The 23296-nt window shown below is 61.3% G+C and carries 22 protein-coding genes and 2 tRNA genes; 6 read left to right on the forward strand and 18 right to left on the reverse strand.

The genetic code is table 11. The features are described 5' to 3' along the window. Positions 1-70: 70 nt before the first annotated feature. Complete coding sequence (gene radA / locus N4J17_RS14435; protein WP_198322648.1) at positions 71-1414, reverse strand: DNA repair protein RadA; 1344 nt, start codon at positions 1412-1414, stop codon at positions 71-73. 29 nt (positions 1415-1443) lie between these two features. Then, positions 1444-2187, reverse strand: a complete 744-nt coding sequence (locus tag N4J17_RS14440) for a class I SAM-dependent methyltransferase (protein ID WP_198322647.1) — start codon at positions 2185-2187, stop codon at positions 1444-1446. 107 nt (positions 2188-2294) lie between these two features. Between N4J17_RS14440 and htpX the strand changes: the two genes are divergently transcribed. Continuing rightward, positions 2295-3179 carry a protease HtpX gene (gene htpX / locus N4J17_RS14445; RefSeq protein ID WP_198322646.1) on the forward strand — a complete coding sequence of 295 codons (885 nt, stop codon included), beginning with the start codon at positions 2295-2297 and terminating at the stop codon, positions 3177-3179. A 44-nt stretch (positions 3180-3223) separates the two neighbouring features. On the opposite strand, the gene N4J17_RS14450 is transcribed toward htpX, so the two are convergent. The 6 genes from N4J17_RS14450 to modA (N4J17_RS14475) form a co-directional block, all read right to left on the reverse strand. Next, positions 3224-4027, reverse strand: coding sequence for a sulfite exporter TauE/SafE family protein (locus N4J17_RS14450; protein WP_198322645.1), 804 nt, complete (start codon positions 4025-4027; stop codon positions 3224-3226). 97 nt (positions 4028-4124) lie between these two features. Further along, on the reverse strand, positions 4125-4553 hold the full coding sequence (locus tag N4J17_RS14455; protein WP_198322644.1) for a TOBE domain-containing protein: 429 nt from the start codon (positions 4551-4553) through the stop codon (positions 4125-4127). 128 nt (positions 4554-4681) lie between these two features. Next, entirely contained in the window at positions 4682-5752 is a 1071-nt protein-coding gene (gene modC / locus N4J17_RS14460) for a molybdenum ABC transporter ATP-binding protein (RefSeq protein ID WP_198322673.1), read from the reverse strand. Positions 5753-5754: 2 nt separating this feature from the next. Further along, positions 5755-6432, reverse strand: coding sequence for a molybdate ABC transporter permease subunit (gene modB / locus N4J17_RS14465; RefSeq protein ID WP_198322643.1), 678 nt, complete (start codon positions 6430-6432; stop codon positions 5755-5757). A gap of 13 nt (positions 6433-6445) precedes the next feature. After that, positions 6446-7216 (reverse strand): molybdate ABC transporter substrate-binding protein, encoded by a 771-nt coding sequence (modA, locus tag N4J17_RS14470; RefSeq protein ID WP_198322642.1) that lies wholly within the window; start codon positions 7214-7216, stop codon positions 6446-6448. A gap of 30 nt (positions 7217-7246) precedes the next feature. After that, complete coding sequence (gene modA / locus N4J17_RS14475) at positions 7247-7996, reverse strand: molybdate ABC transporter substrate-binding protein (RefSeq protein WP_198322641.1); 750 nt, start codon at positions 7994-7996, stop codon at positions 7247-7249. A 352-nt stretch (positions 7997-8348) separates the two neighbouring features. Here modA (N4J17_RS14475) and N4J17_RS14480 point away from each other — a divergent pair, with 352 nt between their 5' ends. The 3 genes from N4J17_RS14480 to N4J17_RS14490 all read left to right on the forward strand — a co-directional run bounded on the left by N4J17_RS14480 (position 8349) and on the right by N4J17_RS14490 (position 13587). Then, positions 8349-10079, forward strand: a complete 1731-nt coding sequence (locus N4J17_RS14480; protein WP_232470398.1) for a porin — start codon at positions 8349-8351, stop codon at positions 10077-10079. 441 nt (positions 10080-10520) lie between these two features. Further along, on the forward strand, positions 10521-12059 hold the full coding sequence (locus tag N4J17_RS14485; protein ID WP_198322640.1) for a hypothetical protein: 1539 nt from the start codon (positions 10521-10523) through the stop codon (positions 12057-12059). 34 nt (positions 12060-12093) lie between these two features. Beyond that, positions 12094-13587, forward strand: coding sequence for a PKD domain-containing protein (locus tag N4J17_RS14490; protein ID WP_198322639.1), 1494 nt, complete (start codon positions 12094-12096; stop codon positions 13585-13587). Positions 13588-13606: 19 nt separating this feature from the next. On the opposite strand, the gene N4J17_RS14495 is transcribed toward N4J17_RS14490, so the two are convergent. The 5 genes from N4J17_RS14495 to N4J17_RS14515 all read right to left on the reverse strand — a co-directional run bounded on the left by N4J17_RS14495 (position 13607) and on the right by N4J17_RS14515 (position 15441). Beyond that, on the reverse strand, positions 13607-14140 hold the full coding sequence (locus N4J17_RS14495) for a winged helix-turn-helix domain-containing protein (protein WP_232470397.1): 534 nt from the start codon (positions 14138-14140) through the stop codon (positions 13607-13609). A gap of 204 nt (positions 14141-14344) precedes the next feature. Next, positions 14345-14419 (reverse strand) — tRNA-Val (locus N4J17_RS14500). Positions 14420-14720: 301 nt separating this feature from the next. Next, positions 14721-14793 (reverse strand) — tRNA-Lys (locus N4J17_RS14505). A gap of 14 nt (positions 14794-14807) precedes the next feature. After that, positions 14808-15167 (reverse strand): integrase core domain-containing protein, encoded by a 360-nt coding sequence (locus N4J17_RS14510; protein WP_198322638.1) that lies wholly within the window; start codon positions 15165-15167, stop codon positions 14808-14810. Between the two features lie 112 nt (positions 15168-15279). Beyond that, positions 15280-15441: a hypothetical protein gene (locus tag N4J17_RS14515; protein WP_198322637.1), complete on the reverse strand. Its 162-nt coding sequence runs from the start codon at positions 15439-15441 to the stop codon at positions 15280-15282. A gap of 565 nt (positions 15442-16006) precedes the next feature. Here N4J17_RS14515 and N4J17_RS14520 point away from each other — a divergent pair. Together N4J17_RS14520 and mtaB are read left to right on the forward strand one after the other, a co-directional pair. Continuing rightward, the gene (locus N4J17_RS14520; RefSeq protein WP_232470396.1) at positions 16007-16780 is read left to right on the forward strand and encodes a hypothetical protein; all 774 of its coding nucleotides are present in this window, start codon (positions 16007-16009) and stop codon (positions 16778-16780) included. A gap of 28 nt (positions 16781-16808) precedes the next feature. Then, positions 16809-18110, forward strand: a complete 1302-nt coding sequence (gene mtaB, locus N4J17_RS14525) for a tRNA (N(6)-L-threonylcarbamoyladenosine(37)-C(2))-methylthiotransferase MtaB (RefSeq protein WP_198322635.1) — start codon at positions 16809-16811, stop codon at positions 18108-18110. Here the strand turns inward: mtaB and cysZ are convergent. From cysZ to N4J17_RS14550, 5 genes are read right to left on the reverse strand one after another with little or no spacing between them, the layout of a single operon-like run. Then, positions 18073-18834 (reverse strand): sulfate transporter CysZ, encoded by a 762-nt coding sequence (gene cysZ, locus N4J17_RS14530; protein WP_198322634.1) that lies wholly within the window; start codon positions 18832-18834, stop codon positions 18073-18075. The genes mtaB and cysZ overlap by 38 nt on opposite strands. A gap of 48 nt (positions 18835-18882) precedes the next feature. Then, complete coding sequence (locus N4J17_RS14535) at positions 18883-20253, reverse strand: sigma 54-interacting transcriptional regulator (RefSeq protein ID WP_198322633.1); 1371 nt, start codon at positions 20251-20253, stop codon at positions 18883-18885. 20 nt (positions 20254-20273) lie between these two features. Next, the gene (locus tag N4J17_RS14540) at positions 20274-20906 is read right to left on the reverse strand and encodes a surface-like protein (RefSeq protein ID WP_277458301.1); all 633 of its coding nucleotides are present in this window, start codon (positions 20904-20906) and stop codon (positions 20274-20276) included. Beyond that, positions 20836-22389, reverse strand: coding sequence for a sensor histidine kinase (locus N4J17_RS14545; protein WP_198322632.1), 1554 nt, complete (start codon positions 22387-22389; stop codon positions 20836-20838). The genes N4J17_RS14540 and N4J17_RS14545 overlap by 71 nt, the downstream gene beginning before the upstream one ends. A 28-nt stretch (positions 22390-22417) precedes the next feature. Further along, on the reverse strand, positions 22418-23296 hold the full coding sequence (locus tag N4J17_RS14550; protein WP_277458300.1) for a ribose-phosphate pyrophosphokinase: 879 nt from the start codon (positions 23294-23296) through the stop codon (positions 22418-22420).

Raw genomic sequence — 23296 nt, forward strand, 5'->3', positions numbered from 1 at the left:
TCCGAGCTGGACGATTGCGCATTTTCGGGAAAATCCTCGGTAAAAGGCGCCCTTCGGCGGGCACCGACCGTCAAAGCGAGCCGATCGCTTCCCGCAGATTTTTCGCGGGGATGATGGAAATGCCCGACACACCGTGCTTCGGCGCGTTTTTGGCCGGCACCAGGGCGTACTTGAAGCCGTGCTTGGCGGCTTCGCGCAGTCGCTCTTCGCCGTTGGGGACGGGGCGAATTTCGCCATTGAGACCGAGTTCGCCGAAGATGACCCAATCGCCGGGCACGGGGCGGTCGCGGAAACTGGAGACCACGGCACAGGCCACGGCGAGGTCGCCGGCGGTCTCGGTAAGGCGAACGCCGCCGACCAGGTTGACGAACACGTCCTGCGCTGCGACCGGCACGCCTCCGTGGCGGTGCAACACGGCCAGCAGCATCGCCAGCCGGTTCATTTCCATGCCCACCACCAGCCGTCGCGGGGCCTGCAGATGGGATTCGTCAACCAGTGCCTGGACTTCGACCAGCAAAGGCCGGCTGCCCTCGCGGGTCACGGTCACGATGCTGCCCGGCATGTCTTCGTCACCCCGCGACAGGAATATGGCCGAAGGGTTGCGTACTTCCTTGAGACCGGTCTCCGTCATGGCGAAGACGCCCAGTTCGTTGACCGCGCCGAAGCGGTTCTTGAACGAGCGCACCACCCGGTAGCGGCTGGACGCATCGCCCTCGAAATACAGCACGGTATCGACCATGTGCTCCAGCACCCGGGGACCGGCCAGCGCCCCCTCCTTGGTGACGTGGCCGACCAGGAACACGGTGGTCGAACTCTGCTTGGCATAACGCACCAGTTGCGCCGCGCATTCCCGCACCTGCCCCACTGAACCGGGGGCGGACTGCAAGGCTTCGCTGTATACGGTCTGGATCGAATCGACCACCAGCACCTCTGGCTTGTGCCGCCCCGCGGTGTCGAGGATGCGTTCCAGTGAGGTCTCGGCCAATGCCTGAATGCCGTGGCCGTCCAGTCCCAGGCGATGAGCCCGGAGACTGACCTGGCTGAGCGATTCCTCACCGGTCACATACAGTGTGCGGGCACTCTTGCCCAGATAGGCCAGGGTCTGCAGCAGCAAGGTGGATTTGCCGATACCCGGATCGCCGCCGAGCAGAATCGCCGAACCCGGCACCACCCCGCCACCGAGCACCCGGTCGAGTTCGCCCAGGCCGCTGGTGACGCGCGAGAGCTCCTCGCGGGACACCTCGGTCAATGACACTGGCGTGCCTTCCTCCGCCACGCCGGCGTAGCCGACCTGACGCCGGCCGACCGCCGGCGCTTCGATTTCCTCGACCAGGGTGTTCCACTGTCCACAGCCACCGCACTGACCGGACCATTTCGGCTGACTCTGGCCACACCCAGTGCAGCGGTAGACCACCCTGCTGGGCTTGGACCCTCTGGCAGCGCTCAGGGCTTGCCCCCCGTCACCAGGGCATTGACCTCGTGGCGATAGTGCACGGTCACCGGATGGAAGCCGATCGCCGTCATTGCGTCGAGGCCGGGAGCCAGCCGCATCACGCGGTCGGGCGATTCATCGCTGAACAAATGGACGATCCAATGCTCCAGCAGATCGATGCGGTTCAGTTCCCGGAATACCTTGAAATACTGTTTGACCTCTTCCTGGATGAGCCGGGTGTGTTCCAGGGTGTCGTCCAACCCATAGCGGTCGCCGTTCACGAACAGCCCACCGGGCTTGAGCACGCGGAAGATTTCCCGCAGCACTTCGCTTCGGTAGCCGTCCATGAAGTTATGCAGGGTAAAAGCGGAAGCGATGACGTCGAAACTGTCCTCGGCCTGGGCACGGAGAAAAGACAGGGCGTCATTCTCGACCAGCCGCAAGCGCCCCGCTTCGATCGAGGGCGCCAGATTCGCCCCCGCCTGCGCCAGCATGGACGGCTCGGAATCGACGGCCGTCAGCGGGGTCTTGTCCAGTGCCGCGAGCAACGCCGCAGTCGTCACGCCAGTGCCGCAACCAAGTTCCAGTACATTGTCCGGGACTGCCCGCCCACGCAGCCAGCCCCCCACGAACTCTCCTACGCGCCGGCTCATGTCCGCAGCAGCCGGACAGATCAATGCGAGCTTTTCGTACTCTTCGGCTATCGGGCCGGAAAATAGCCGTTCAGCAGTGTGCAAATTGGAAATCGCGTTCATGGAAATTGAGGTCACAGCACCGTTGGAAGAAAATCGGGCCCGCTTGATTTTTCATGCGGGCGCCGCAAATTATGGTAGCACTCAAACCAACCACGGGGATTCCCGCCATGCGCATCCTTTTGTTCCTGCTGACCAACGCCGCCGTGCTGGTGCTGATCAGCATCGTTTTCAACGTACTCGGCCTGGGCCAGTTGCTGGCGCAGCAAGGCGTCAACCTGGATCTCAACAGCCTGCTGTTGGTCTCCGCCGTCATGGGCATGAGCGGGTCCTTCATTTCGTTGCTGATGTCCAAATGGATGGCGAAACAGTCCATGGGCGTCTTCGTCATCGAACGGCCGTCCAACAGCACCGAGAGCTGGCTGGTCGATACCGTCGCCCGCCAGGCCCGGCAGCTCGGGCTCGGCATGCCAGAAGTCGGCATCTTCGACTCCCCCGAACCAAACGCCTTCGCCACCGGAGCCAGCAAGAACAGCTCGCTGGTTGCGGTCAGCACCGGCCTGCTGCAGAACATGAACCCGGACGAAGTCGAAGCCGTGCTCGGCCATGAAATGAGCCACGTCGCCAACGGCGACATGGTGACCATGGGCCTGCTCCAAGGTGTGGTCAACACTTTCGTATATTTCTTCGCCACGGTGGCCGGCCATCTGATCGATCGTGTGCTATTCCGCTCCGAGGACGAGCGCGGCGGTTACGGCCCGGCTTATTACATTACCCAGATGATCGCGCAGATCGTACTGTCGATCCTCGCCACCATGATCGTGATGTGGTTCTCGCGCTGGCGCGAGTTCCGCGCTGATGCCGGCGGTGCCCGCCTGGCTGGTCGAGGCAAGATGATCGATGCTCTGCGCGCACTCCAACGGGCACAGGAACCGCACGACCTCCCCGGCCAGCTCGCCGCTTTCGGCATCAGCGGTGGCGGCGGGCTGAGCCGGCTGTTCATGAGCCATCCGCCGCTGGAAGAACGTATCGCCGCACTGCAGAACTTGCGCTGAGGCACGCTTTCGGCGCCTCCTGGCCCTCTCCTCGCGCGAGGGGGTCAGCCGTGGCGCCACACCTTGACGGCCGACAGCACCAGAATCGCCGCCAACACCGGCAGCAGCCAGGCCGTAGGCACCACGCCGAGCAGCAAGCCGCCCAGCCAAGCCCCGGCAAGCGATCCCAGGGCCATGAGGGCGATGAAGCGGCGTTGCGCGCCGATCACCGCGAAACTCCGGTGGCGGCTGTAACGGGTGAAGCTCGTCGCCATGGTGGGCAGGCTCACGGCGAGGGACAGACTCCCGGCCAGTTTGAGATCCAATCCGAACAGCAGCACGAGGGTGGGTATGAGCAGTTCGCCTCCCGCAACGCCTAGAACCGCAGCGACCATGCCGATGCCGAAACCGGCCAGCGCGCCGGCCAGGGCCAGAGCCATGCCCCCCAGCCGGGCGGACGATCCGGATTCCATATCATGCCCCCAAAGCAAGGCTGCGGCGATTCCCACCAGCAGTACTGCTATTACCCGGTAGAGAATCCGCGACTGGAGCCGAGTCGCCCAATCCGCTCCGAACCAGGCCCCGGCGAGACTTCCGGACAGCAGCGTGAGGACTACGTCCCCATGCGACAGTACGCTGGAAAAGGGAACGGCGCCGGCGCGGAATGGCAAGGCGGCGGCCACCACGATGAGGCTCATCGCCTTATTCAGAATGACCGCCTCCAGCGCACCGAAACCGAACAGGCCGATCAGCAAAGGGAGCCGGAACTCGGCTCCGCCGAGGCCGATCAGCCCTCCCAGAATACCGATTGCGGCGCCGCTCCCGAACACGGCGAATGGCGAAAGGAGTTCCCAGGTTTTGGCAAGCATGTGCTGATGCGCCTGGGCTTTGTGCTTGAGCCCAGGTTACATTGGGATTGGGGAGTCCGCTCCGGCTCAGGTCTGCGGCCGGAGCGGCCGATGGCACTTAGCCGGCCACGCCGAGAATGACCGATCCGGCCTTGAACACCGCCGTGGCGGTCTGCCCTTCCGCCAACCCCAGCGATTCGAGGCTGTCGTTAGTGATCGTCGCGGCCACGGTCTCGCCGCCACCCAGGTCGATGATGACGTCCGAATTGACCGCGCCCTTGTGGATACGGCTCACCGTGCCGCTCAACTGGTTGCGGGCGGACAGACGATACCCGGCGTTGTCCGTGACGACGATGACCTGGGGCGCCTTGACCAGCGCCACGGCGTCGCCGCCCACTTTGACCCCGAGCTGCTCCACCGACTCCTTGGTGATCGCCGCCACGATGCTCTGTCCTCCTTTGACCCCCACGGCCACTTCGGCATTGACCGCGCCGACGTTGACGGCTGTGATCTTGCCGAAATACTGATTACGTGCACTCGTTTTCATGACTTGACTCCTTTGCTTCGTTAACCGCCAGAAAAATGTAATTGCCGGAAGTGGCGGTAACCCTCCGTCACAGCGGACATGGATGATATCGCAGTCTGTCGAATGGGCATTGCCTCTACCGCCCTGGCTTACTCCATCAAAGCGACGGACTTCACCTGGACCCAAACCTCCTGGCCTCGGACAATGCCGAGCATCGCGACGGAACGCTTTGTCAGGCGGGCAAGCAAAACCGAATCTCCCACCCGAACCCGCACCAGCGCCAAGGCCGGATGGTCCTCGTCCTCGATGGCATCCACCCGCCCCTGCAACAGATTGAGCACGCTGGTTTCCTCCTGCCGTTGCCGGGCCAGGCTGACATCGCGGGCCAGCACACGCACCCTGATCTTGCTCCCCACCGGAATCCCACGGTCCCTGGTCCATAAACTGCCGCCTGGAAAATCGACCCGCGCCAGATGCCAGGACTCATCTCTCTCTCCCACCACGGCATCCAGCACGGCCCCGGCATCTTCGCCGAGTCGGATGGGCAGATCGAGCCGAGCGAGGGTTTCTTTCAGAGGACCGGCGGCAACCACCCGCCCCTCATCCATCGCAACGAGGTGATCCGCCAGTCGGGCCACCTCATTGGGAGAATGACTCACGTAGATGACCGGAATGTCGAGCTCGTCATGCAGGCGCTCCAGGTAAGGCAGGATTTCCTGCTTGCGCTTGAGATCGAGCGCGGCGAGCGGCTCGTCCATGAGCAGAATGCGCGGGCCTACGGCCAGCGCCCTGGCAATGGCGACACGCTGGCGCTCGCCGCCGGACAACCGGTCCGGTTTACGGTCGAGGAGATGGCCGATTCCCAGGAGCTCCACGGCCTGATCCAGGCTCACCCGTTGCAGCGCCGACGTCCGTTTCATCCCGAAGCGCAGATTGCCGAGCACCGTGAGGTGGGGAAACAGGCTGGCCTCCTGAAAAACATAGCCCAACGGCCGCTTGTGGGTAGGAACCCAGATTTTTTCATCCTGCCAGACTTCGCCATTGAACCTCAGGTGTCCGGGGGAGGCACGTTCGAGCCCCGCGATGCAGCGCAGGAGCGTCGTCTTTCCAGAGCCGGAATGGCCGAACAAGGCGGTCACTCCCCCTCCGGGCAAGGCGAGGTCGACGTCGAGCCGAAAACCCGGCCAATCGAGCCGGAAACGGGCGCGAATCTCCCCCATGGTCACCCATTCTTCGGATTGGGACGCCAAGCGTAGAGCCCCAGCAGCACCAGAAACGAAAACACCAGCATCACCGCGGCCAGCCGGTGAGCCTGGGCATACTCCAGCGCCTCGACATGGTCGTAAATCTGGACCGAAGCCACCCTTGTCACACCCGGAATGTTGCCGCCTATCATCAACACGACACCGAACTCGCCCACGGTATGCGCGAACGTCAGGATACCGGCAGTGAGAAAACCCGGCAGTGCCAGCGGCAGAGCGACACTGAAGAACGCATCCAGAGGCGTGGCGCGCAGCGTCGCGGCCACTTCCAGCGGCCGGTCGCCGATGGCCTCGAAAGCGTTCTGCACCGGTTGCACCATGAACGGCAGTGAATAGAACACCGAGGCCAGTACCAGTCCCCAGAACGTAAACGGCAGCGGGCCGATGCCCAGCTCGCTTGTCAGATAACCGACCGGTCCGTGAGGCCCCATCGCCAGCAGGAGGTAGAATCCCAGCACTGACGGTGGCAGCACTAAGGGGAGAGCCACCACGGCACCGATCGGACCTTTCCATTTCGATCGGGTGCGCGCCAGCCACCAGCCGATGGGCGTCCCGATGAAGAGCAGGATCCCGGTGACGGTGCTGGCGAGCCTGACGGTGAGCCAGATCGCCTGCAGATCGCTGTCAGACAAGAACATCCTGCAGATCCTGCTATTTTTTTACGCTCTCGCCCGGCAGCACGAAACCATACCGCGTCATGACGGCGCGGGCCGGCTTGCTGCTAATATAGTCGGCGAAACGCTTGGCCAAAGAATTGTTCTCCGCCCGCTTGGTGATGATGAAGCCCTGTTCGAGAGGCTCATGCAGGGAATCCGGAATCAGCCAGTAGCCTCCCTTGCTCACGAGCTCCGGATTCAAGGCCAAAGACAAAGCGATAAGACCGACCTGGGCGTTGCCCGTCTGTACATATTGCGCCGTGGCCGCGATATTCTCGCCGTACACCAACTTCGGTTCCACCTTGTCCCACATCCCCGCGGCGCGCAACGCCTCTTCGGCCCGCTTGCCGTAGGGCGCATGCTTGGGGTTGGCGATGGCGATTCGGGCGATCTTGGGATCGGCAAGATCGTTCAGATTCATCCTGGTCGCATCGAGCGTCGCACTCCACAGCACGATGCGGCCGAAAGCGTAAGGTTTGACTCCCGAGGCGGCCAGGCCTTTCTTCGCCAGTTCGCGGGGAAAACCGATATCGGCGGAAAAAAAAAGATCGTAAGGCGCCCCTTCCTGGATCTGGGTGTGGAATTTGCCGGACGAGCCGTAGATCACCTCTACGTCCTCGCCAGCATTGGCTTTCTTGAACGTCGCGACGATCTCATCCATCGCAAATTTGAGATCGGCCGCGGCCGCCACGGTGATCTTCCCGGCATGGGCTGCGCCGGTCGAAAGCAGGAAGCATGCAAGCAGCAGCGATTTGATCAAATTCATTGTACTTTAACTCCTTGTTTGAATTCGGCATCAAAGTTCATAACCATAGGCGCGAATGATCTCTTGGGCCGCTTCGCTCTTAAGATAGCTGAGCAACGCTAGCGCCGCCGGATTGTTCCTGCCTTTGACGAGCAGCACGGCATCCTGCCTGAGGGGTGGATACAACTCCGTCGGCACTACCCAATGCGAACCCGGCGCGAACCGTCCATCCTGATAGATCTGCGATAAGGCCACGAAGCCAAGGTCCGCGTTGCCGCTGGCGGTGAACTGGTAGGCTTGAGTGATGCTCTCTCCCAGCACGAACTTCGGTTCGAGCGCCGCAACCACGCCCAGTCTGTTCATGACCTCCAGAGCCGCCGCACCGTAGACGGCCATCTTTGGGTTCGCCAGCGCTAAATGTTGGAACTTACCCCGTTTGAGGACTTCTCCTTTGTCGTCGACGACACCGGGTTTAGCGCTCCACAGCACCAGCTTGCCGACCGCGTAGGTGAAACGGCTTGCAGGGATCGCCAGGCCCTCCTGCTCCAAGCGGACCGGGGTTTCGGTATCGGAGGAGATCAGCACCTCGAAAGGCGCGTCGTTCTTGATCTGTGCGTAGAACTTTCCGACCGTGCCGTACGCGATCACCGGCTTATGACCACTTTCCCTCTGAAATGCGGCGGCAATCTTTTCCATCGGGCCAGTGAAATTAGCAGCGACGGCCACGTTCACCTCGGAACTCCAGGTCGCCGGAGTGATCAGGATGCACCAATGTAACAGCAGGATTCTCAAAGGTTTCATGGCACTTCTCCGAAATACGCGCAGGCGCTCCCTCGTGCGGAGTCGTTCACCGGGCGATGATGGCTGAGCGGATGCAGGGTGACGATTTCACATCGATATCTTTTTGATGATATATCGATAAGCGCCCGTCACTGAGGAATGCGGTTATCTTACACGACACTTTGGTACTCCATCATGTTACAGTTTGGAAACGACTCGTTGATGAACCGCCATATCGCTCATTTTCGATCTTGCACAATAGGCTTACCAATGGATGGCGGATTCCGTCGCCCACATAATAGCATGCGCTTTCTTTATATTTATATAAATATAACTAATCGACAACATCTCCACCTCGTAAGGAATCCATCACATGAGAGTCAGACGAATGCCCCCCTTGCTGATGGCCGCCGGCTCCGCCATCCTCCAAGCGCCGGCGCTTGCCGCGATGACCATGGAAGAACGCATGCAGGCCATGGAACAGCGTTTGCTGCAGCTCGAAAAGAAACTGGAAAAATCCGAGCAGGAAAACGCCGACCTGAGACAAAAACTTGCGGCAACGCAACGGGTTGTCGCCGCGACCACCACTGCTGGACCCAAACCCGCCAAACCGGCAACCGGCCAGATCAAAAAATCGGCGCAGGCCAAGGCCGAGAAGGAACTGGAAAGCTGGGTCAGCAGCTTCCAGCAATGGCCGACCGAAGGCTTCGACCCCAACAAGCTCACTGAACTGCACGAGCGGGTCATGACCCTGGAAAAAGTCACTGAAGCCCAGAAGGCCGCTGCGGAGGAGAAAGCCAAGAAAAGCACGCTCATGGAGATCGGTGATCGAGGCATCGCTTGGTCTTCCGCCGACGGCAACTACAAACTCGCCCTGCGCGGCTACTTGCAGACCGATTTCCGGGCCTTCTTCGACGGCTCCAACAAAACCAAGAATCCAGGCTCGAACCTCACCGACTCGGCACTGATCCGGCGCGCCCGCCTTACGCTGGAAGGTCAGTTGTTCAAATGGGTCGACTGGCGGGTATCACCCGATTTCGCCAACAGCCAGTTGCAATTGTTCGACGCCTTCATCGACGCCCATTACATCCCGGAAGCCGCCCTGCAGGTGGGCAAGATGCGGGTCCCCATGAGCCTGGAGCGTTACAAGACCGCAACCAACCTGGATTTCGTGGAACGCGGCTATCCCGCCCAGATCGCGCCCAACCGCGACGTCGGCGCCATGCTGCACGGCCAAATAGGCTATCCAGGCTACAAGCCGCAATATTCGATCCAGCCGGTGTTCCGGGACTGGATTTCCTACGAGTTCGGCTGGTTCAACGGCACCGCCGATAGTACGCCGGTCAGCCAAAGCGACGTCGAAGTCGACCAGGAAAAAGACATCGCCGGCCGCATCTTCTCCCATCCCTTTATCAAGAGCGGCATCGAACCGCTGGAGGGACTGGGGATCGGCGTCGCCGGCACCTGGGGCAACCCGACCAACCAGAAGCTCAACAAGCTGATCAGTATCGGTCAGCAGACTATCTTCAACTATGGCGGCAGTGGCACCAACACGTCCTCGGTCGTTGCCAACGGCAACGCCTACCGCTATTACCCGCAGGCTTACTGGTACTACGGTCCGTTCGGCCTGCTGGGCGAATACTTGTGGACCAGCCACCAAGTGCTGGCCATCACTACCGCCGCGGGTACATCCTCGAATTACGAGACCAGTATGAACAACCGGGCCTGGAACCTTGAAGCCAGCTATGTCCTCACCGGCGAACGCAACGGCTTCTTCGGGATCAAGCCCCAGAACAACTTCGATCCGCTGGCCGGCAACTGGGGTGCCTTCGTGCTCGCCGGCCGCTGGACCGGGCTGGATATCGACGCGCATGCGTTCCAACCCTTCAAAGGCGCGGACGGGAAGAACGCCACGCTGTCCAACCCGCTCACCTCGGTCTCCGCTGCCAATACTTTCACCGCGGCCCTCAACTGGTATCTCAACCCGTTCATGAAGGTGCAGACCGACTACAGCAACACATGGTTCAGGGGCGGCGGCGGAACCCTTGGCGAGAACCGCCGGCAGGAACAAGCCTGGTTCACCCGCTTTCAGATCGCCTATTGAAGGACTCCTTAGGAATTGCGAATCCGCTACATTCAGTAGCGCGCCAACCCGCCGCCGGTTGGCGGGCGGAGAGAGTTTTGACAGGATCATTATATTTCAAGAACGTTAACACTCTCCGCCCACCCGGGCGATGCCGACCGATCACTGGGGGCGGCCGTCAGCTTCTGAGCCCAGTCATGGCCGGCGGACTCGCGGCATTCCGCCTACTATCCAGCACCAAGGAACGCAGGCATGAATTCTCCGACTTGCCGAGAGTGAGGCATTCCATCGTCTCTAAACGCCTTCCAGACGTTTGACATCGTTATGTATATTTCGCTATAACGAAATCACGCCACTGCCCATGACTCCCATCCGTTGCGCTGTCGCGAACGTGCGAAGCGGGAGGAGTCTCGGCTTGGCCGCCCCATTCATTACCTTAAACAACTCCACTGGAGACGAGAGATGAAGCTTCGCGTTATCGATGCCGCCCTGCTATCCGGCAGTCTCTGTATATTCAGCGGCCCGGTACCGGCCCTGCAGCCTGCCGAAAGCCCTGACATCACCATCCGCATCGCGGGCTCCACCATTCAGGACAACAACTTCAAGAAGGTGTTGGATAAGCTGTGTAAACCAGCAACCCTGGACGTCTACAAGGACGCAGACGCCACCGGCAAGGGCACCTATTGGAAGGCATTCTTCTGCCAGATCGACTCCAGCCAAGTACCCGGCCTCAATTTCAAAGATCCCAAAGTGCTGCTGCTCAAACGCAACCGTAGCGGCGCGATCACCGGTATCTATCCGTTGCTGGAGCCCGAAAAGACCATCAATTTCATGGGCATCAATAACTCGCCGCGCGGCGAAGCACAGTGCACCCCGTCCGGCTCGCAGAGCTGGACCTGCCGCACCGACCGTCCGGGTGATGTGTTCAAGGCCCTGCCCGACATGGGCGTCTCCGATATCGACCCCCAGATTTTCCGCGACATCAACTTCAACGCGAAAATCGACGACACTTCGTTCAATCCCCCTACGCCGGCAGCGGTCGCCGCGACACTGACGGTCAAGAACGCCGGGGCGGTGCTGCAGAATACCCCTGTCAGCAAAAATCTCCGTGATGCTCTGCAGGAGGCCCAGGTAGCACAAGGCAAGCTCGATGCGCAGTGCCTGACCGACGCCACTTTGAGGGAGACGGAAAGCTGCATGCCTTCGCTGAGCAAAGGTTTCCTGACCAGTCTGTTTGCAGGCCATATCGGGAAATGGAGCGACGTGAAGGTGGAATTCACCGCCTCCGGTTCTTCCGGGCCGACCTCCAGACCCCTGACGGATTTCAACAGCGGGTCCTTCAGTACCCCGCTGGTCCACATCTGCCGCCGTAACAAAGGCGCCAGCACCCAGGCGGCCATCAACGCCTATTTCCTCAACAACCCCTGCGCCGCTACCGGTTCCGTTCCGGTGGAAGTCAGCAATCCGGTGTCTGGTCCCGTGGTGATTGCCCCCACCCAAGTCACCATGGAGGAATATTGCCTGGCGGATTTCAACGACGGGACCAACAATGGAACCTACAATCCCAATTCCGTCAAGGCCTGGGCTGTCGGCATGCTGACTACCGAACGCAACGGCGATCTCGCCCTCGGCTACCGCTACATCAAGATCGACGGTGCGGCGCCGACGGTGGAGGAAGTCGCCGCGGGCCACTACCAGTATTTCTCGGAAGCGGCCTATGTCTGGCGGCGGAACGCTCCTGCTCCGACCGGAGACACGCTGACGTTGATCCAGAAGCTCGCCACCGACGCCACGACACCGAGCATGTTCGGTCAGCTGAACACCGCCATCACCCAGCCCTGGGGTAAAGGCTCGTTCATCGCCGTGTCAGCGCAAGGCTATCCGGTGACGCATCCCTTCGATCCAAACAGTCCAGTGACCGCTTACACTCATGCCCCCGCAGGGAGCCTGGACAATTGTATTTATCCCCAGGTCGCCGAAGGGCAAACGCCAAACCTCTGAACGGCCAGTGGGCAACTCACGTGGGATATCCATCATGACCAGACTCTTCACCCTAAGCCTCTGGCTGCTAGCCTTGTGGGCCGGACATACCTTTGCGCTCACCAGCAATGGCGGCAATGGCGCGCCCTCCTCTCTGTTCATCGCCGTGTTCGATCCGGACAGTCGCAAGTCCTATTACCTGGACCTTGGCATCACGATGGACCGATTCGTAGAAAATCCTTCTGTCAGCGCCGATCTGGCAGCAGATGGGAGCTTTGCCGCATTTCTCGGCAAACCTAACCTCGAATACAATGTTGCGGCATTCACCGCGCTGAAGGCCGATCAGAGCAACATGGCCCAATGGGGCTACCTCCTGACCTCCGCCGAGGGACGGGGGATCTTCGGCCGCAGCTTCGTCGCAGTGGATGCGGTGAGACAGCGCATGCTGGTATACGCCAGCTACCTCAGCGGCTCCAGCGGCGTATTCAGTGCGGGGGACGCCGGCTATTTCGACGGCGACCACTGGGGGCCAAGTCTCAACGGGGAATTGGGCGGAAGCAGCGTCGGCCAGATCGGCCAAGCCTTGCCGTTCTATTTCGTCAGCAACTCGACGGGGGACGCGGCCGGCGGCATCGTCCGCGCACTCGGCTCCTGGACCTTGAACGGCGACGGGAAGCTGAGCTTTTCCGCCCAGACCAGCCCCAACCTGCCGCCTGTCGCCGATGCCGGAAGCGCCCGTAGCGTCGACCAGGGAACGGTGGTAACACTGGACGGCAGCGCTAGCCATGACCCTGACAACGGCCCCGATCCGCTATCCTACGCCTGGAGCCAGACCTCCGGGCCGTTCGCTGCATTGACCGGAGACAACACGGCCAAGCCGAGTTTCACCGCTGCCAAAGCCGGCACCTATGGCTTCCGGCTCACCGTCGGTGACGGTGAAGCCTCAGCCACTGCTGCCGTCACCATTGCCGTAGGCGCAGTCAATCAACCGCCGGTCGCCAATGCAGGGCCCTCCCAGACGGCGATTGTAGGCAGCCTCGTGACGCTCGACGGCAGTGCCAGCAGCGACCCGGATCAAGGTCCCTCGCCCCTGGCTTACCAATGGACCCAGGTGTCCGGCCCGGTCACGGTCACCCTAGGCGGAGCTACGATGGCAAGGGCCAGCTTCACTCCGACGCAGGAAGGCAGCTATGGGTTCCAGCTCACCGTGAGCGATGGCGCCGCCTTCTCGACGGCAGCGACGCAGGTGGAAGTCAGCGCGACGAAGCCCATTACGTTGACCGCACCCACCCGGTGGAAGGTCAAGGTCAAACAACAGATTGGCTGGGACCCCGGCACCATCAAAGGCAACCGTCAGGTGAAGATCCAGTTCGCCAAAGACGGGGCGAATTTCAAGACGATTGGAACCGCTAAAGCCAAGAAACGGAGCTTCAACTGGAAACCGGGCCGGAAGCAGATTAGCGACCACGGCGTGCTCCGGATCTGCGTCAGACCGACCGGACAGTCGCCTCTGGTATGCGATGCCGTATCGGTGGCAGTGGAACCCTGAAGCAGTACTCCCACCGCCGTCAGGAATCCGGAGGGAGAACTTCGGCAGACTCCCCGACCGGCGGTGTCTTGGCCATGCAAGGACGAAACAGCCGCAGGTAAGTATCCGCGACCTGCTGGAGCGCACCCTGAACCTCGCGGTAGCGCTCCAACACCTCTTTGCCGAAGGGTGTCAGGTGGGCGCCTCCGCCGTGTCGTCCACCACGGGTGGCATCCACCAGCGGCTCACGGAAGGAACGGTTCATGGTGTCGACCAGCAACCAGGCGCGCCGGTAGCTCATATCCATGCTGCGGCCCGCAGCCGATATCGACCCAGTCCGTTCGATCGCCTCCAGCAACTCCGCCTTGCCGGGACCGAAGGCTATTTCAGTGCCATAGAGCAGACGCAGGGTCAGTTTGAACTTCGGCTCTACGAAACAGCGCGGCGGATGCACTGTTTTCTTCGTGCGCCGCTTGCGCGGTTCCTGTGTCTTCTCACCCACTCGACCGGTGCCGGCTTGCGGCAGCGGTGAAGTTGTGCCGGCGTTAGGAAGGAGCGGTTTATCGGATGGCATTCGCAACTCGTCGGACGGCAGCGATCGAACGATTCGCCGATGAGGGTTAATCGTAACGGTTCTGCACACGCCGGGATATCCCCTTGGACGACAAGGAGCATGCGGTCAAAGGGCAACCGTCCCTTCAGCCGATAGCCCGGGATGGATTGCGTCACAGTCAGATTATCGGCGCGACAGCAAAGCGACGTAACCGCTTGATGTAAATGGTGGGCGGTGCAGGGATTGAACCTGCGACCCCTTCCGTGTGAAGGAAGTGCTCTCCCGCTGAGCTAACCGCCCTTGTCCGGCGAATCACACGGGGCGGCGCCGTGCGGATACCGAAAAAGACGCTATGAGATGTGCCAAACCCAATATAACCTGGACACATCTTCTATGTCCAAAATATCCTATCTTCAAATCCAAATCTTGTAAATGCTCTTGTTGGATAGTGTAAGAGCAAATAAAACTGTCCGCTGTTGTAGCAGCTAAAAGGCAAAGGCTTCAGCTGATCGCATCGACATGAAGCAAAAAATCTGTGCTAATTTGCCGACAGAGCCGGAAGAAAGGCCGCTTAAACCGGGGTAGGTAATTGAAAAATCAGTGGGCCGTATTGGATTCGAACCAATGACCACTGCATTAAAAGTGCAATGCTCTACCGACTGAGCTAACGGCCCTGAGAGGATTGCTATTATAAATAGGGCGTATGAATGAAGCAAGTCGATGTATGCGTCCACCACCTTTGGCACTCGGGAAGATGTTGGAGGAGGAATTGTAGGGTGGATTGCTGGCCCAAGCGATGGCGGGGGCGCTGGGTGTTGTAGAAGACGAGCCAAGCGGCGAGTTTTTGGTTGAAGAGGGCCAGGTCGGTAAAGAGCAGGTCTTCGTGGTCATCGACGAAGGATTCTTGCAGGGTGCGGTTGAAGCGTCCGGCGTGGGCGTTCATTTTATTAGGGATCTTGGGGTAGGTGTACCAACGCTCGATGCCGTAGGCTTCAAGGGTCTGGGCGAAGTCGGCCTGGAACGCCGAGCCGTTGTCGGAGAGCAGCATTTGGGGCTGGATGGGCAGCAGGGCTGAGGGTGGCGTTGAGTGCGGCGCTGCTGTGGCGGCTGGCATTGCCGGGCAGGGCCACGGCGAAGGCCCAGGCGCTAGCTGGGTCGATTCAGGTAAGGGTATGGCGGCGCGGGCCATCGCGCTCGACGGTGTCCACCGCCAGGTATTGCAGGGGCGCGGTCATCGCTCCTTTGGACTTTCGCGGCTTGGTGTGACGGCGCAGAGGCTTGCTGCGGCCTTGGGCGTCGATGCACTGCGGGGCGTGGCGCATCTTGTGGGGGGGCGTGAGATGATGCGACCGATGGTGGAAACCGAAGGCAGCGGCATACTGTGCGTCTCACACCAGGGCTTGAGCAGCACATGCCGCTTGTCCTTGCCCAGGGTGAGATAAAGCGTGTGTAAGGAACGGATTTCAGCCACGAGCCTGGATCGGTCTGGGGGCGGCGCGACGGCGCTGAGGCGCACTGGACTGGGCCGCCAAAGCGGCGGGGTTGCCGCCGGCGGCCTTCAGGGCCGCCTTCCAGCAGCGGAGCGTGTGGCGCGACACGCCGAAGGCATCGACCGTCGCCGCCAGGCCGTGTTTGTCCTAAAAGCGCAGGATTTCAAGTCTTCGTTGGACATCTATGGGGATCATTCCCCAAAGATGCCCCAAAGCGGCTACCCGGTAACCCCCCGGACGCCGCGCCCAATGTGCTGCACTTGCATGACACCCATCCTTCTCCAAAGGGGTGCCAAAGGTTTCTGATCTTATGCAGTCGGGCGGCGCCCCCGCCTTCACATTGACCCACCGCGCTTAGCGACGGACAATGGTTTCACTCGACTTCGTTTTCCGCATCATGCGACTCCCCCTGCGTTATTTCCTGCTGGCCACGATGCTCACGCTGTTCGGATGCGTCTGGCTACGGCTGCTAGAAGTCAAGAATCAGCTCGAGGATTTCGACGATCATTTCAAGGTGGTCTCGACCGATCATTTTCTGCTCGAATTTCTGCACCCGGTCCTCTACGCCGACGATTTTCGCGAGCTGACACGGATGGAGCCGACCCGTATCGAAGCCCTGCCTAAAGGCAGCCGCTGGCATGTGCTGTTCGAGAAGATCGACATGAACGGCAAACGTGATCCGGACCACCGGGATCTGGAGTTCGTGCTCAGCTTCAATTCGAAGTCTCGGTTGGAGGTCTGGGACTTTCCACCCCCCTTCCTGGCCGCCGCGCCTCCACAGTTTCTTGAAGCTTCGTTACGGTCGCTGGGCAAAGGCGAAATCTTCCAGGATCAGCGCCAGCTCAAGGTCGATCCGAAAGACCTGCCGCAAATCGGCGCGGAACTTCCCAACCAGGCTCGTGTAAAAGAAGGACTGGGACAGCCGGCGCTGGAACTGGACCATGAAGACGGTCGGCTTTGGGTGTACCGCTACCGGGTCAATACCCCTCATATCGAAGATGACGAAGGAAACCGGCGCATTGCGCTGGCCAGACTCTGGTTCGATCCGGCCACCCAGACCTTGCGGAAATTTGCCGGAAAATTCATCGGCCTCAAGCTGTCCATCGATTACCGCAATTTTTTGCCTGCCAAACACGCCACCCGCGCCGACGCCGCCGACGACGACGAGTAAGCGGCGATTCTGCAACATCCTTTTCACTATGCGAATCAATCTTCAGAGTCTGGGCTGCCGCCTGAACGAGGCGGAACTGGAAAGCTGGGCCCGGGAATTCCAAGCCGCCGGCCACCGCCTCGTCGGGGAAGCAAGCGATGCCGACCTCATCGTCCTCAATTCCTGTGCCGTGACCGCAGAAGCGGTACGCAAGTCCAGGCAGACGATACGGCGCACCCAGCGGCTAAGTCCCCGCGCACGCCTTGTGCTCAGCGGCTGCTACGCCACGCTGCATCGTGACGAAGCGGCGGCGCTCGGCGTCGATCTCGTGGTCGGTAACGCTGACAAGTCGCGCCTGGTTGAACTCGCGGCGCGGGAACTCGCACTGGAAGCCATGCCGGAATTTTCCACGGAGCCCGGCGAGGCAGCGCTGTTCGCGCTGGGCCGACAGCGCGCGTTCGTCAAGGTGCAGGATGGCTGCCGTTACCGCTGCACGTTCTGCATCGTCACCGTGGCGCGGGGTGAAGAGCGCAGCCGCCCGCCCGCGGAAGTCGTCCGGGAAATCCGGCAGTTGCAGGCAGAAGGCGTGCAGGAGGTGGTGCTGACGGGGGTGCATCTCGGCGGCTACGGCAGCGACCTTGGGCTGCCGCTGGATGCATTGATCCGCTTGATCCTGCAGGAGACGGAGATTCCGCGCCTGCGACTGGGTTCGCTGGAACCTTGGGACCTTCCTCCAGGCTTTTTCGAGCTGTTCGAGAACCCGCGTTTCATGCCGCATCTACACTTGCCGCTGCAGAGCGGCAGCGACGCCGTGCTCAGGCGCATGGCGCGGCGCTGCAAGTCGGATGAATTCGCCCGATTGGTGGCTCATGCCCGGCAGCAGGTACCGGACATCAACATCACCACCGATATCATCGTCGGTTTTCCAGGAGAAACCGAGCAGGAATGGGAGGAAAGCCTTCGGTTCGTCGAAACCTTGGGCTTCGGCGACATCCACGTCTTCACCTATTCGGTCCGCGACGGCACGAAAGCCGCGGCAATGAGCGGACAAATCCCGGCCGAGGTCAAGAAGGAACGCAGCCGGGTCCTGCACGAACTGGCCCTGGCGCAAAAGCGGGCGCTGTTGTGCCGGTTCGTCGGCAGGGAATTGCCGGTGCTATGGGAAAACCGGCGGGACGGCGCCGATCGCGGCTACACGCCGAATTATCTCCGCGTCGCCATACAGACACCGGCAACCGAGCTAACCAACCGCATCACGCCCGTCCGCCTCGTGAAGGTGGATGCTTCCGGCGAATTCCTCTGGTGCGAGCCGGCTACTCTTCCACCGGCAGCTCCAGCAGATATAAGGTAGCGCCGATGACCGCCGCCGGTGCAACGAAAACGTTCAGGAGAGGGATCGTCTGCGCCAGCAGGACCGTCCCGCCGAACGTCGCGGCACCGAGCCGGAACCGGCCCAGCAGTTCCCGCTGGCGGTCGAAGTTGCAGCCGCGCGCTTCCAGCGGATAAGCCGTGTATTCCAGCGCCATGAACCAGGCATTGAAGACCATCCATAACACCGGGGCAGCGAGGTTGACGACCGGAATCAGGAAGAGGATGGCCAGAGGCACGGTGCGCAGCCCCAAATAGGCCAGGCGCCGGAACTCGCTCCTCAGGGCCGACCACATGCCAGCCTCGCCCGGCGCACCTGCTGGCCGGATCCGGCGCCCCGTCGCCAGTTCCGCCGTGCGCTCGGCCAGGGCGCCATAGAAGGGCGAGCCGATGACGTTGGCCAGCACCGAGAAGGTGAAATACATCACCGTGAAGAAACCGACGGCGAACACGGGCCACAGCAGCCAGCGCAGGAAATCCAGCCAACCCGGCAACATCCAGTTCAGGAAAGCGGAAAAATAGCGGATCCCCAGCCACAGCCCGACACTGTAGAGGATCAGGTTGACCAGCAGAGGAATCCAGACATAGCGTCGGATGCCGGGCTTGGCCAGCCAAGTCAAGCCGGTAACCAGGCAGCGGAATGCCGTGGCCGGTGAATTCAGACGGCGGAGGTCGGCTGTTGCGACCTGTGAAATGGGATCGCTCATGGGGACATCGGGGAAGAAAACCGGACGCTGAGCATATCACGAAGGCGGCTACCCATCGCCGGCGACATCTCCCCCTCCTTTGAACATCGCCGGATTCATGCCGTGGCGGCTCAGGAGGCGGTAAAACTCGGTACGGTTGCGCTTGGCCAGGCGGGCAGCCTGGGTCACGTTGCCCCGGGTCATCTGCAACAGGCGGATGAGGTAGTTGAGCTCAAACTGGTCCCGGGCTTCCTGCAGCGAAGGGAAAGCTGATGGAGCTTCCCGCAAGGCGCGCTGCACCAGCGTCACGGGAATCAGCGGCGTGGTCGACAGCGCCACACACTGCTCCACCACGTTGCGTAGTTGCCGGACGTTGCCGGGCCACTGGAAGTTCACGAGCGCCTCCATTGCTTCCGGAGAGAATCCTTTGACCTGATCGCCGTATGAGCTCACCAGATCCCGCAGGAAATGCATCGCCAGCAAGGGAATGTCCTCAGGACGCTTGACCAGCGGCGGCAACAGCAGGGTCACCACGTTGAGGCGGTAGTACAGATCCTCGCGGAAGTTCCCTTCCGCCATAGCCTGCTCAAGGTCGACATGAGTAGCGGAGATCACGCGGACATCGACCGGCTCATCCAGGGTCGCCCCGACCGGGCGTACCTTCATCTCCTGAAGGGCGCGCAGCAGCTTCACCTGGAACGACCGCGGCATATCACCGACCTCATCCAGGAATAGCGTGCCACCGTCGGCAGCTTTGAACAGGCCCTGGTGGTCCCGCGTCGCACCGGTGAACGCTCCTTTGCGGTAACCGAACAGCTCGGACTCGAGCAGATTTTCCGGGATGGCGCTGCAATTGACCGCCACGAACGGCCCCTTGGCGCGAGGACTGAGGTCGTGAATGGCCCGAGCCAACAGTTCCTTGCCGGTGCCGCTTTCGCCGCCGATGAACACGCTGGCGCGGTTCTGCGCCACCCGCTGGGCCTGCCCCAGGACTTCTTCCATCAAGGGGCTCTGAGTTATGATCCGCGCTCGCCACTCCTCCTTGTCGGGAACGACGGCAGTATTTCGGTTGATGCGGATCGCCTCGGAAATGTGCTCGATCAGCTCGTTCTTGTCCACCGGCTTGGTGACGAATCCGAATACCCCCCGCCGGGTCGCCGCAACGGCGTCGTTGATGGTGCCGTGTGCCGTCATGATGATCACCGGCAAGGTGGGATGGCGTTCGTGCAAGGCATCGAACAATGCCATCCCGTCCATACCGTTCATCCTCAGGTCGGTGACGACGACATGGGGCCGGAATACCACCGCCTGCGACAGCGCCGACTGGCCGTTCGCCGCCTTGGCCACGTCGAACCCAGCCGCCGTCAGGCGCAACCCGATTAGACGCAGCAGATCAGGATCGTCGTCCACCAGTAACACTCGCTTGCGCGTTTCAGTCATCGTTTGACAAACCCGGTCACTTATAATTTCTGCTCAATCGATTTGAGCGTATTCAATTTACTGCGCAATTCTTCAACTTCGTTTTCCAGGCTTTGGATCTTGCTGTCCTTGGCCCGTATATCCTTGCGCACCTTGTGCTTTCCGCTCTGCGCCTCCTTGAGCTGCCGCTCCAGCTCGGCCTTTTCGGCTGCTTCCTTTTGCGACCGGGCCACCAGCTCACCCAGGTAGGCCAGCCAGCCGCGCACCCGCACATCCGCGATTTCGTTGATCACTACCTTGATGTTTCCGAGCGTCACCGAAGCGTCGCCGCACCCCGGCGTCACCATCTGCGCCAGCAGCAGATGAAGCCGGTATCCCATCCGGGGATTGGTTGCCAGCATACGATCGACCTGCTGGCATTCCGGCAGGCGCTCGGCTGGGACCATCCCGGCAAGGTCTTCGCTGTAGCGGACCAGCGCGTCCAGATCCGTCGCCGCATAATCGCGGGCGGGAGTCGCGACCGGCTGTTCCAAAGGCTTGCCGGGCTGCCATAACTGGCATCCCGCGACCAGCCCACCAAGCAATACAAGCAATATATGTACCTTAGACATTGGCTGGTTCTCCTTGTCGAGGAAGCGAAATTCGCACGCGCAACCGCGGCGCCGATTCTTCACACCAAGGGATCCTGACCCGGACCAGGGTTCCCTTACCGGTCGGCGGATCCAGCAGTTCGACGCTCCCATGGTGGCTCATGACGCACTCGCGGACGATGGCCAAACCAAGCCCCGTGCCCGGAATGCCCAGTTCGCGCCCCTTGCTGCCCTGGAAGAAAGGCTCGAACACTTGCTGCCGCTCTTCCTCCGTTATCCCCGGTCCCTCGTCGCCCACTTCAAGCTCCATGTAGTGATCCAGGGCACCGAGCCGCAGTGAAATCAAGCCGCCGGCCGGAGAATACTTGACGGCGTTGGACAGGAGATTGTCGATCACGGTACGGAGCTGTTCGCGGTTGCCTTCGATTTCAATCTTCGCCAGATGTGCATCGAGGCGGAGTTCTTTCGCCCGCAGACGCAGTTGGTACTCGTCCAGCACCTCGCCCACCAGTGCGTGCATGTCTACCGGTTCGCGCCGGAGCGCCCCGGGATCGGCATTGGCTTGGCTGAAATTGATCAACGCCGTGATCAGGCGCTCGAGCCGTTGGGTATTGCTGACCAGTATCTGGGTGATTTCCTTTTGCTCAGGATTCAGCTCGCCCACCACTTCGTCTGCCAGCAGCCCTGTGCCTTCGTGAATGGTCGCGAGCGGCGTCTTGACCTCGTGCGAGACGTGGCGCATGAACTGCTGCTTGGCCTCTTCCAACGCGTTCAGCCGGCCCCTGAGCCATTCCAGGCGTTCGCCCAGGAAGATCAGGTCGGACGGCCCGGTGACGCTGACCGGCTGGCGGTAATCGCCGCTTCCTAACTGACGGATCGCAGATTCCAGTTGACGAATCGGTCGGGTGATGAGTACGGTGAACAGAGCGACGAGGCAGGCCGCACCGGGAACCAGCACCGCCGACCTCGCCAGGATGCGGTCCTGAACCGTTTTGGAATGCCCGTCGAGCCGCGCGACCTCCTCGTCGATCAGCACCGTATAAGCCTGTGACAAAGCCCTGGCCTTCATTCCCAGCGTCTGGAACAGGCCGTCGAACTGCTCCAGCGTTGCCGAAGGACCGTGAGGCCCATGCCGCTGCACCGCCCCGTGAATTTTCGCCTTGCGGCTTTCATGAGCCTCTATCACACTTTGGTACGTGGCCGCCTCGTCCGAACCGAACTGATCGAGCTGGGCGGTCAGCGACTCGTCTTCGGTCCGCAGCCGCAGATCCAGCACGATGTCCTGCACCTGTTCGTGCATGGCCGTGAAGGCGCTGCGCATATCCGCATCGTCGAACACCAGTAGCTGCTTCCCTTTTCGCTCCAGGTCACTCAGCCTCTCCATGAGCATGAAGCTCTTCTGGCTGAGCTGAGCGACGGAATAGACGGTTTTTCGTGACTGCGCGGCCAGATCATCCACGGCGCCGACGGTCGAACCGATGGCGATCAGCAGCGGCAAAGCCGCCAGGACGAAGCCGCCGAGCACCAGTTTGCTCACCGACAGCGAAGGGAAACGGATTTTGTACAACGAAAGATTCCTGCAGGTTAGGGCCCGCTCAAAACGCACATTTTCGCACCGCATCGGCCAGCACAGGTGCGAGACACATCCGATTGGTGGGATGGCTGATGCTATCGGTCGAGGCGATCTCCCCGATGCCCGCCTGTTTGAGCCGGTTCCAGGCATCGCCGGCGAACAGCGCATGCGTCACGACCACATCGATTCGAGCGATACCGGCCCCGGCGAGGCGCCGCGCCGTCTCCGCCAAGGTGGTTCCGGTGCTCGCGACATCGTCCACCAGCACCACGGCCTTGAATGCTTCCACCTCCCGCGGGAGCGTGATGCCGACCTCTCTATCCCCCATGCGTCGCTTCGAGGCGACGGCGCATGGGAGATCCGCCTGCGCGGCAATCGCCTCCACCCATTGCCTGGATTCCCGATCCGGGCCCAACAAGAGCCACCCCTTCCGATCTGTCGCCAAATAGCGACTGACGAGTGTCGCCGAGGACAGGCTCAGAACCTGTTTCAGCGGCACCACCTGATCCAGACGATCGATCCGGTGCAAATGGGGATCGACCGTGATGAGCGCATCGAAATAACGTGCCAACAGATTCCCGATGATCTTCTGGGCCACCGCTTCACCGGGATGAAACGCGATGTCCTGGCGCATATAGCAGAGATAGGGCGCCACCAGCACCAGCCGGTCGCAGCCTTGCCCGCGCAAGGTTTCAGCGGCCAGTACCAGTTCCACCAGTTTGTCATTGGGACGGTCGAGGCTGCGATGCACGACCGCGGTCCCCTGCACGTCGGGTGGAACGGTCACCCGGCTTTCGCCATCCGGGAACCGATGGACCTCGATCGCGCGCCAGGGACAGCCCAGCGCCCCGGCAAGCTGCCGGGACTGGGCCCGGGTCTCATCGAAGCCCAAGACGACCAC

Source organism: Methylococcus capsulatus, assembly GCF_036864975.1.
Classification (GTDB): Bacteria; Pseudomonadota; Gammaproteobacteria; order Methylococcales; family Methylococcaceae; genus Methylococcus.

Excerpts from the sequence above, each read along its gene's own strand:
- N4J17_RS14480 (WP_232470398.1), top strand. The coding sequence starts at position 8,349 with ATGAGAGTCAGACGAATGCCCCCCTTGCTGATGGCCGCCGGCTCCGCC.
- N4J17_RS14455 (WP_198322644.1), bottom strand. The coding sequence starts at position 4,553 with ATGAAAACGAGTGCACGTAATCAGTATTTCGGCAAGATCACAGCCGTC.
- cysZ (WP_198322634.1), bottom strand. The coding sequence starts at position 18,834 with ATGAGCGATCCCATTTCACAGGTCGCAACAGCCGACCTCCGCCGTCTG.
- N4J17_RS14495 (WP_232470397.1), bottom strand. The coding sequence starts at position 14,140 with ATGCCATCCGATAAACCGCTCCTTCCTAACGCCGGCACAACTTCACCG.
- N4J17_RS14535 (WP_198322633.1), bottom strand. The coding sequence starts at position 20,253 with ATGACTGAAACGCGCAAGCGAGTGTTACTGGTGGACGACGATCCTGAT.
- N4J17_RS14450 (WP_198322645.1), bottom strand. The coding sequence starts at position 4,027 with ATGCTTGCCAAAACCTGGGAACTCCTTTCGCCATTCGCCGTGTTCGGG.
- N4J17_RS14510 (WP_198322638.1), bottom strand. The coding sequence starts at position 15,167 with ATGCTGCTCTCCGACAACGGCTCGGCGTTCCAGGCCGACTTCGCCCAG.
- modB (WP_198322643.1), bottom strand. The coding sequence starts at position 6,432 with ATGTTCTTGTCTGACAGCGATCTGCAGGCGATCTGGCTCACCGTCAGG.
- N4J17_RS14515 (WP_198322637.1), bottom strand. The coding sequence starts at position 15,441 with ATGCGCCACGCCCCGCAGTGCATCGACGCCCAAGGCCGCAGCAAGCCT.
- N4J17_RS14440 (WP_198322647.1), bottom strand. The coding sequence starts at position 2,187 with ATGAACGCGATTTCCAATTTGCACACTGCTGAACGGCTATTTTCCGGC.
- mtaB (WP_198322635.1), top strand. The coding sequence starts at position 16,809 with ATGCGAATCAATCTTCAGAGTCTGGGCTGCCGCCTGAACGAGGCGGAA.
- modA (WP_198322641.1), bottom strand. The coding sequence starts at position 7,996 with ATGAAACCTTTGAGAATCCTGCTGTTACATTGGTGCATCCTGATCACT.
- N4J17_RS14485 (WP_198322640.1), top strand. The coding sequence starts at position 10,521 with ATGAAGCTTCGCGTTATCGATGCCGCCCTGCTATCCGGCAGTCTCTGT.
- N4J17_RS14490 (WP_198322639.1), top strand. The coding sequence starts at position 12,094 with ATGACCAGACTCTTCACCCTAAGCCTCTGGCTGCTAGCCTTGTGGGCC.
- htpX (WP_198322646.1), top strand. The coding sequence starts at position 2,295 with ATGCGCATCCTTTTGTTCCTGCTGACCAACGCCGCCGTGCTGGTGCTG.
- modC (WP_198322673.1), bottom strand. The coding sequence starts at position 5,752 with ATGGGGGAGATTCGCGCCCGTTTCCGGCTCGATTGGCCGGGTTTTCGG.
- N4J17_RS14520 (WP_232470396.1), top strand. The coding sequence starts at position 16,007 with ATGCGACTCCCCCTGCGTTATTTCCTGCTGGCCACGATGCTCACGCTG.
- modA (WP_198322642.1), bottom strand. The coding sequence starts at position 7,216 with ATGAATTTGATCAAATCGCTGCTGCTTGCATGCTTCCTGCTTTCGACC.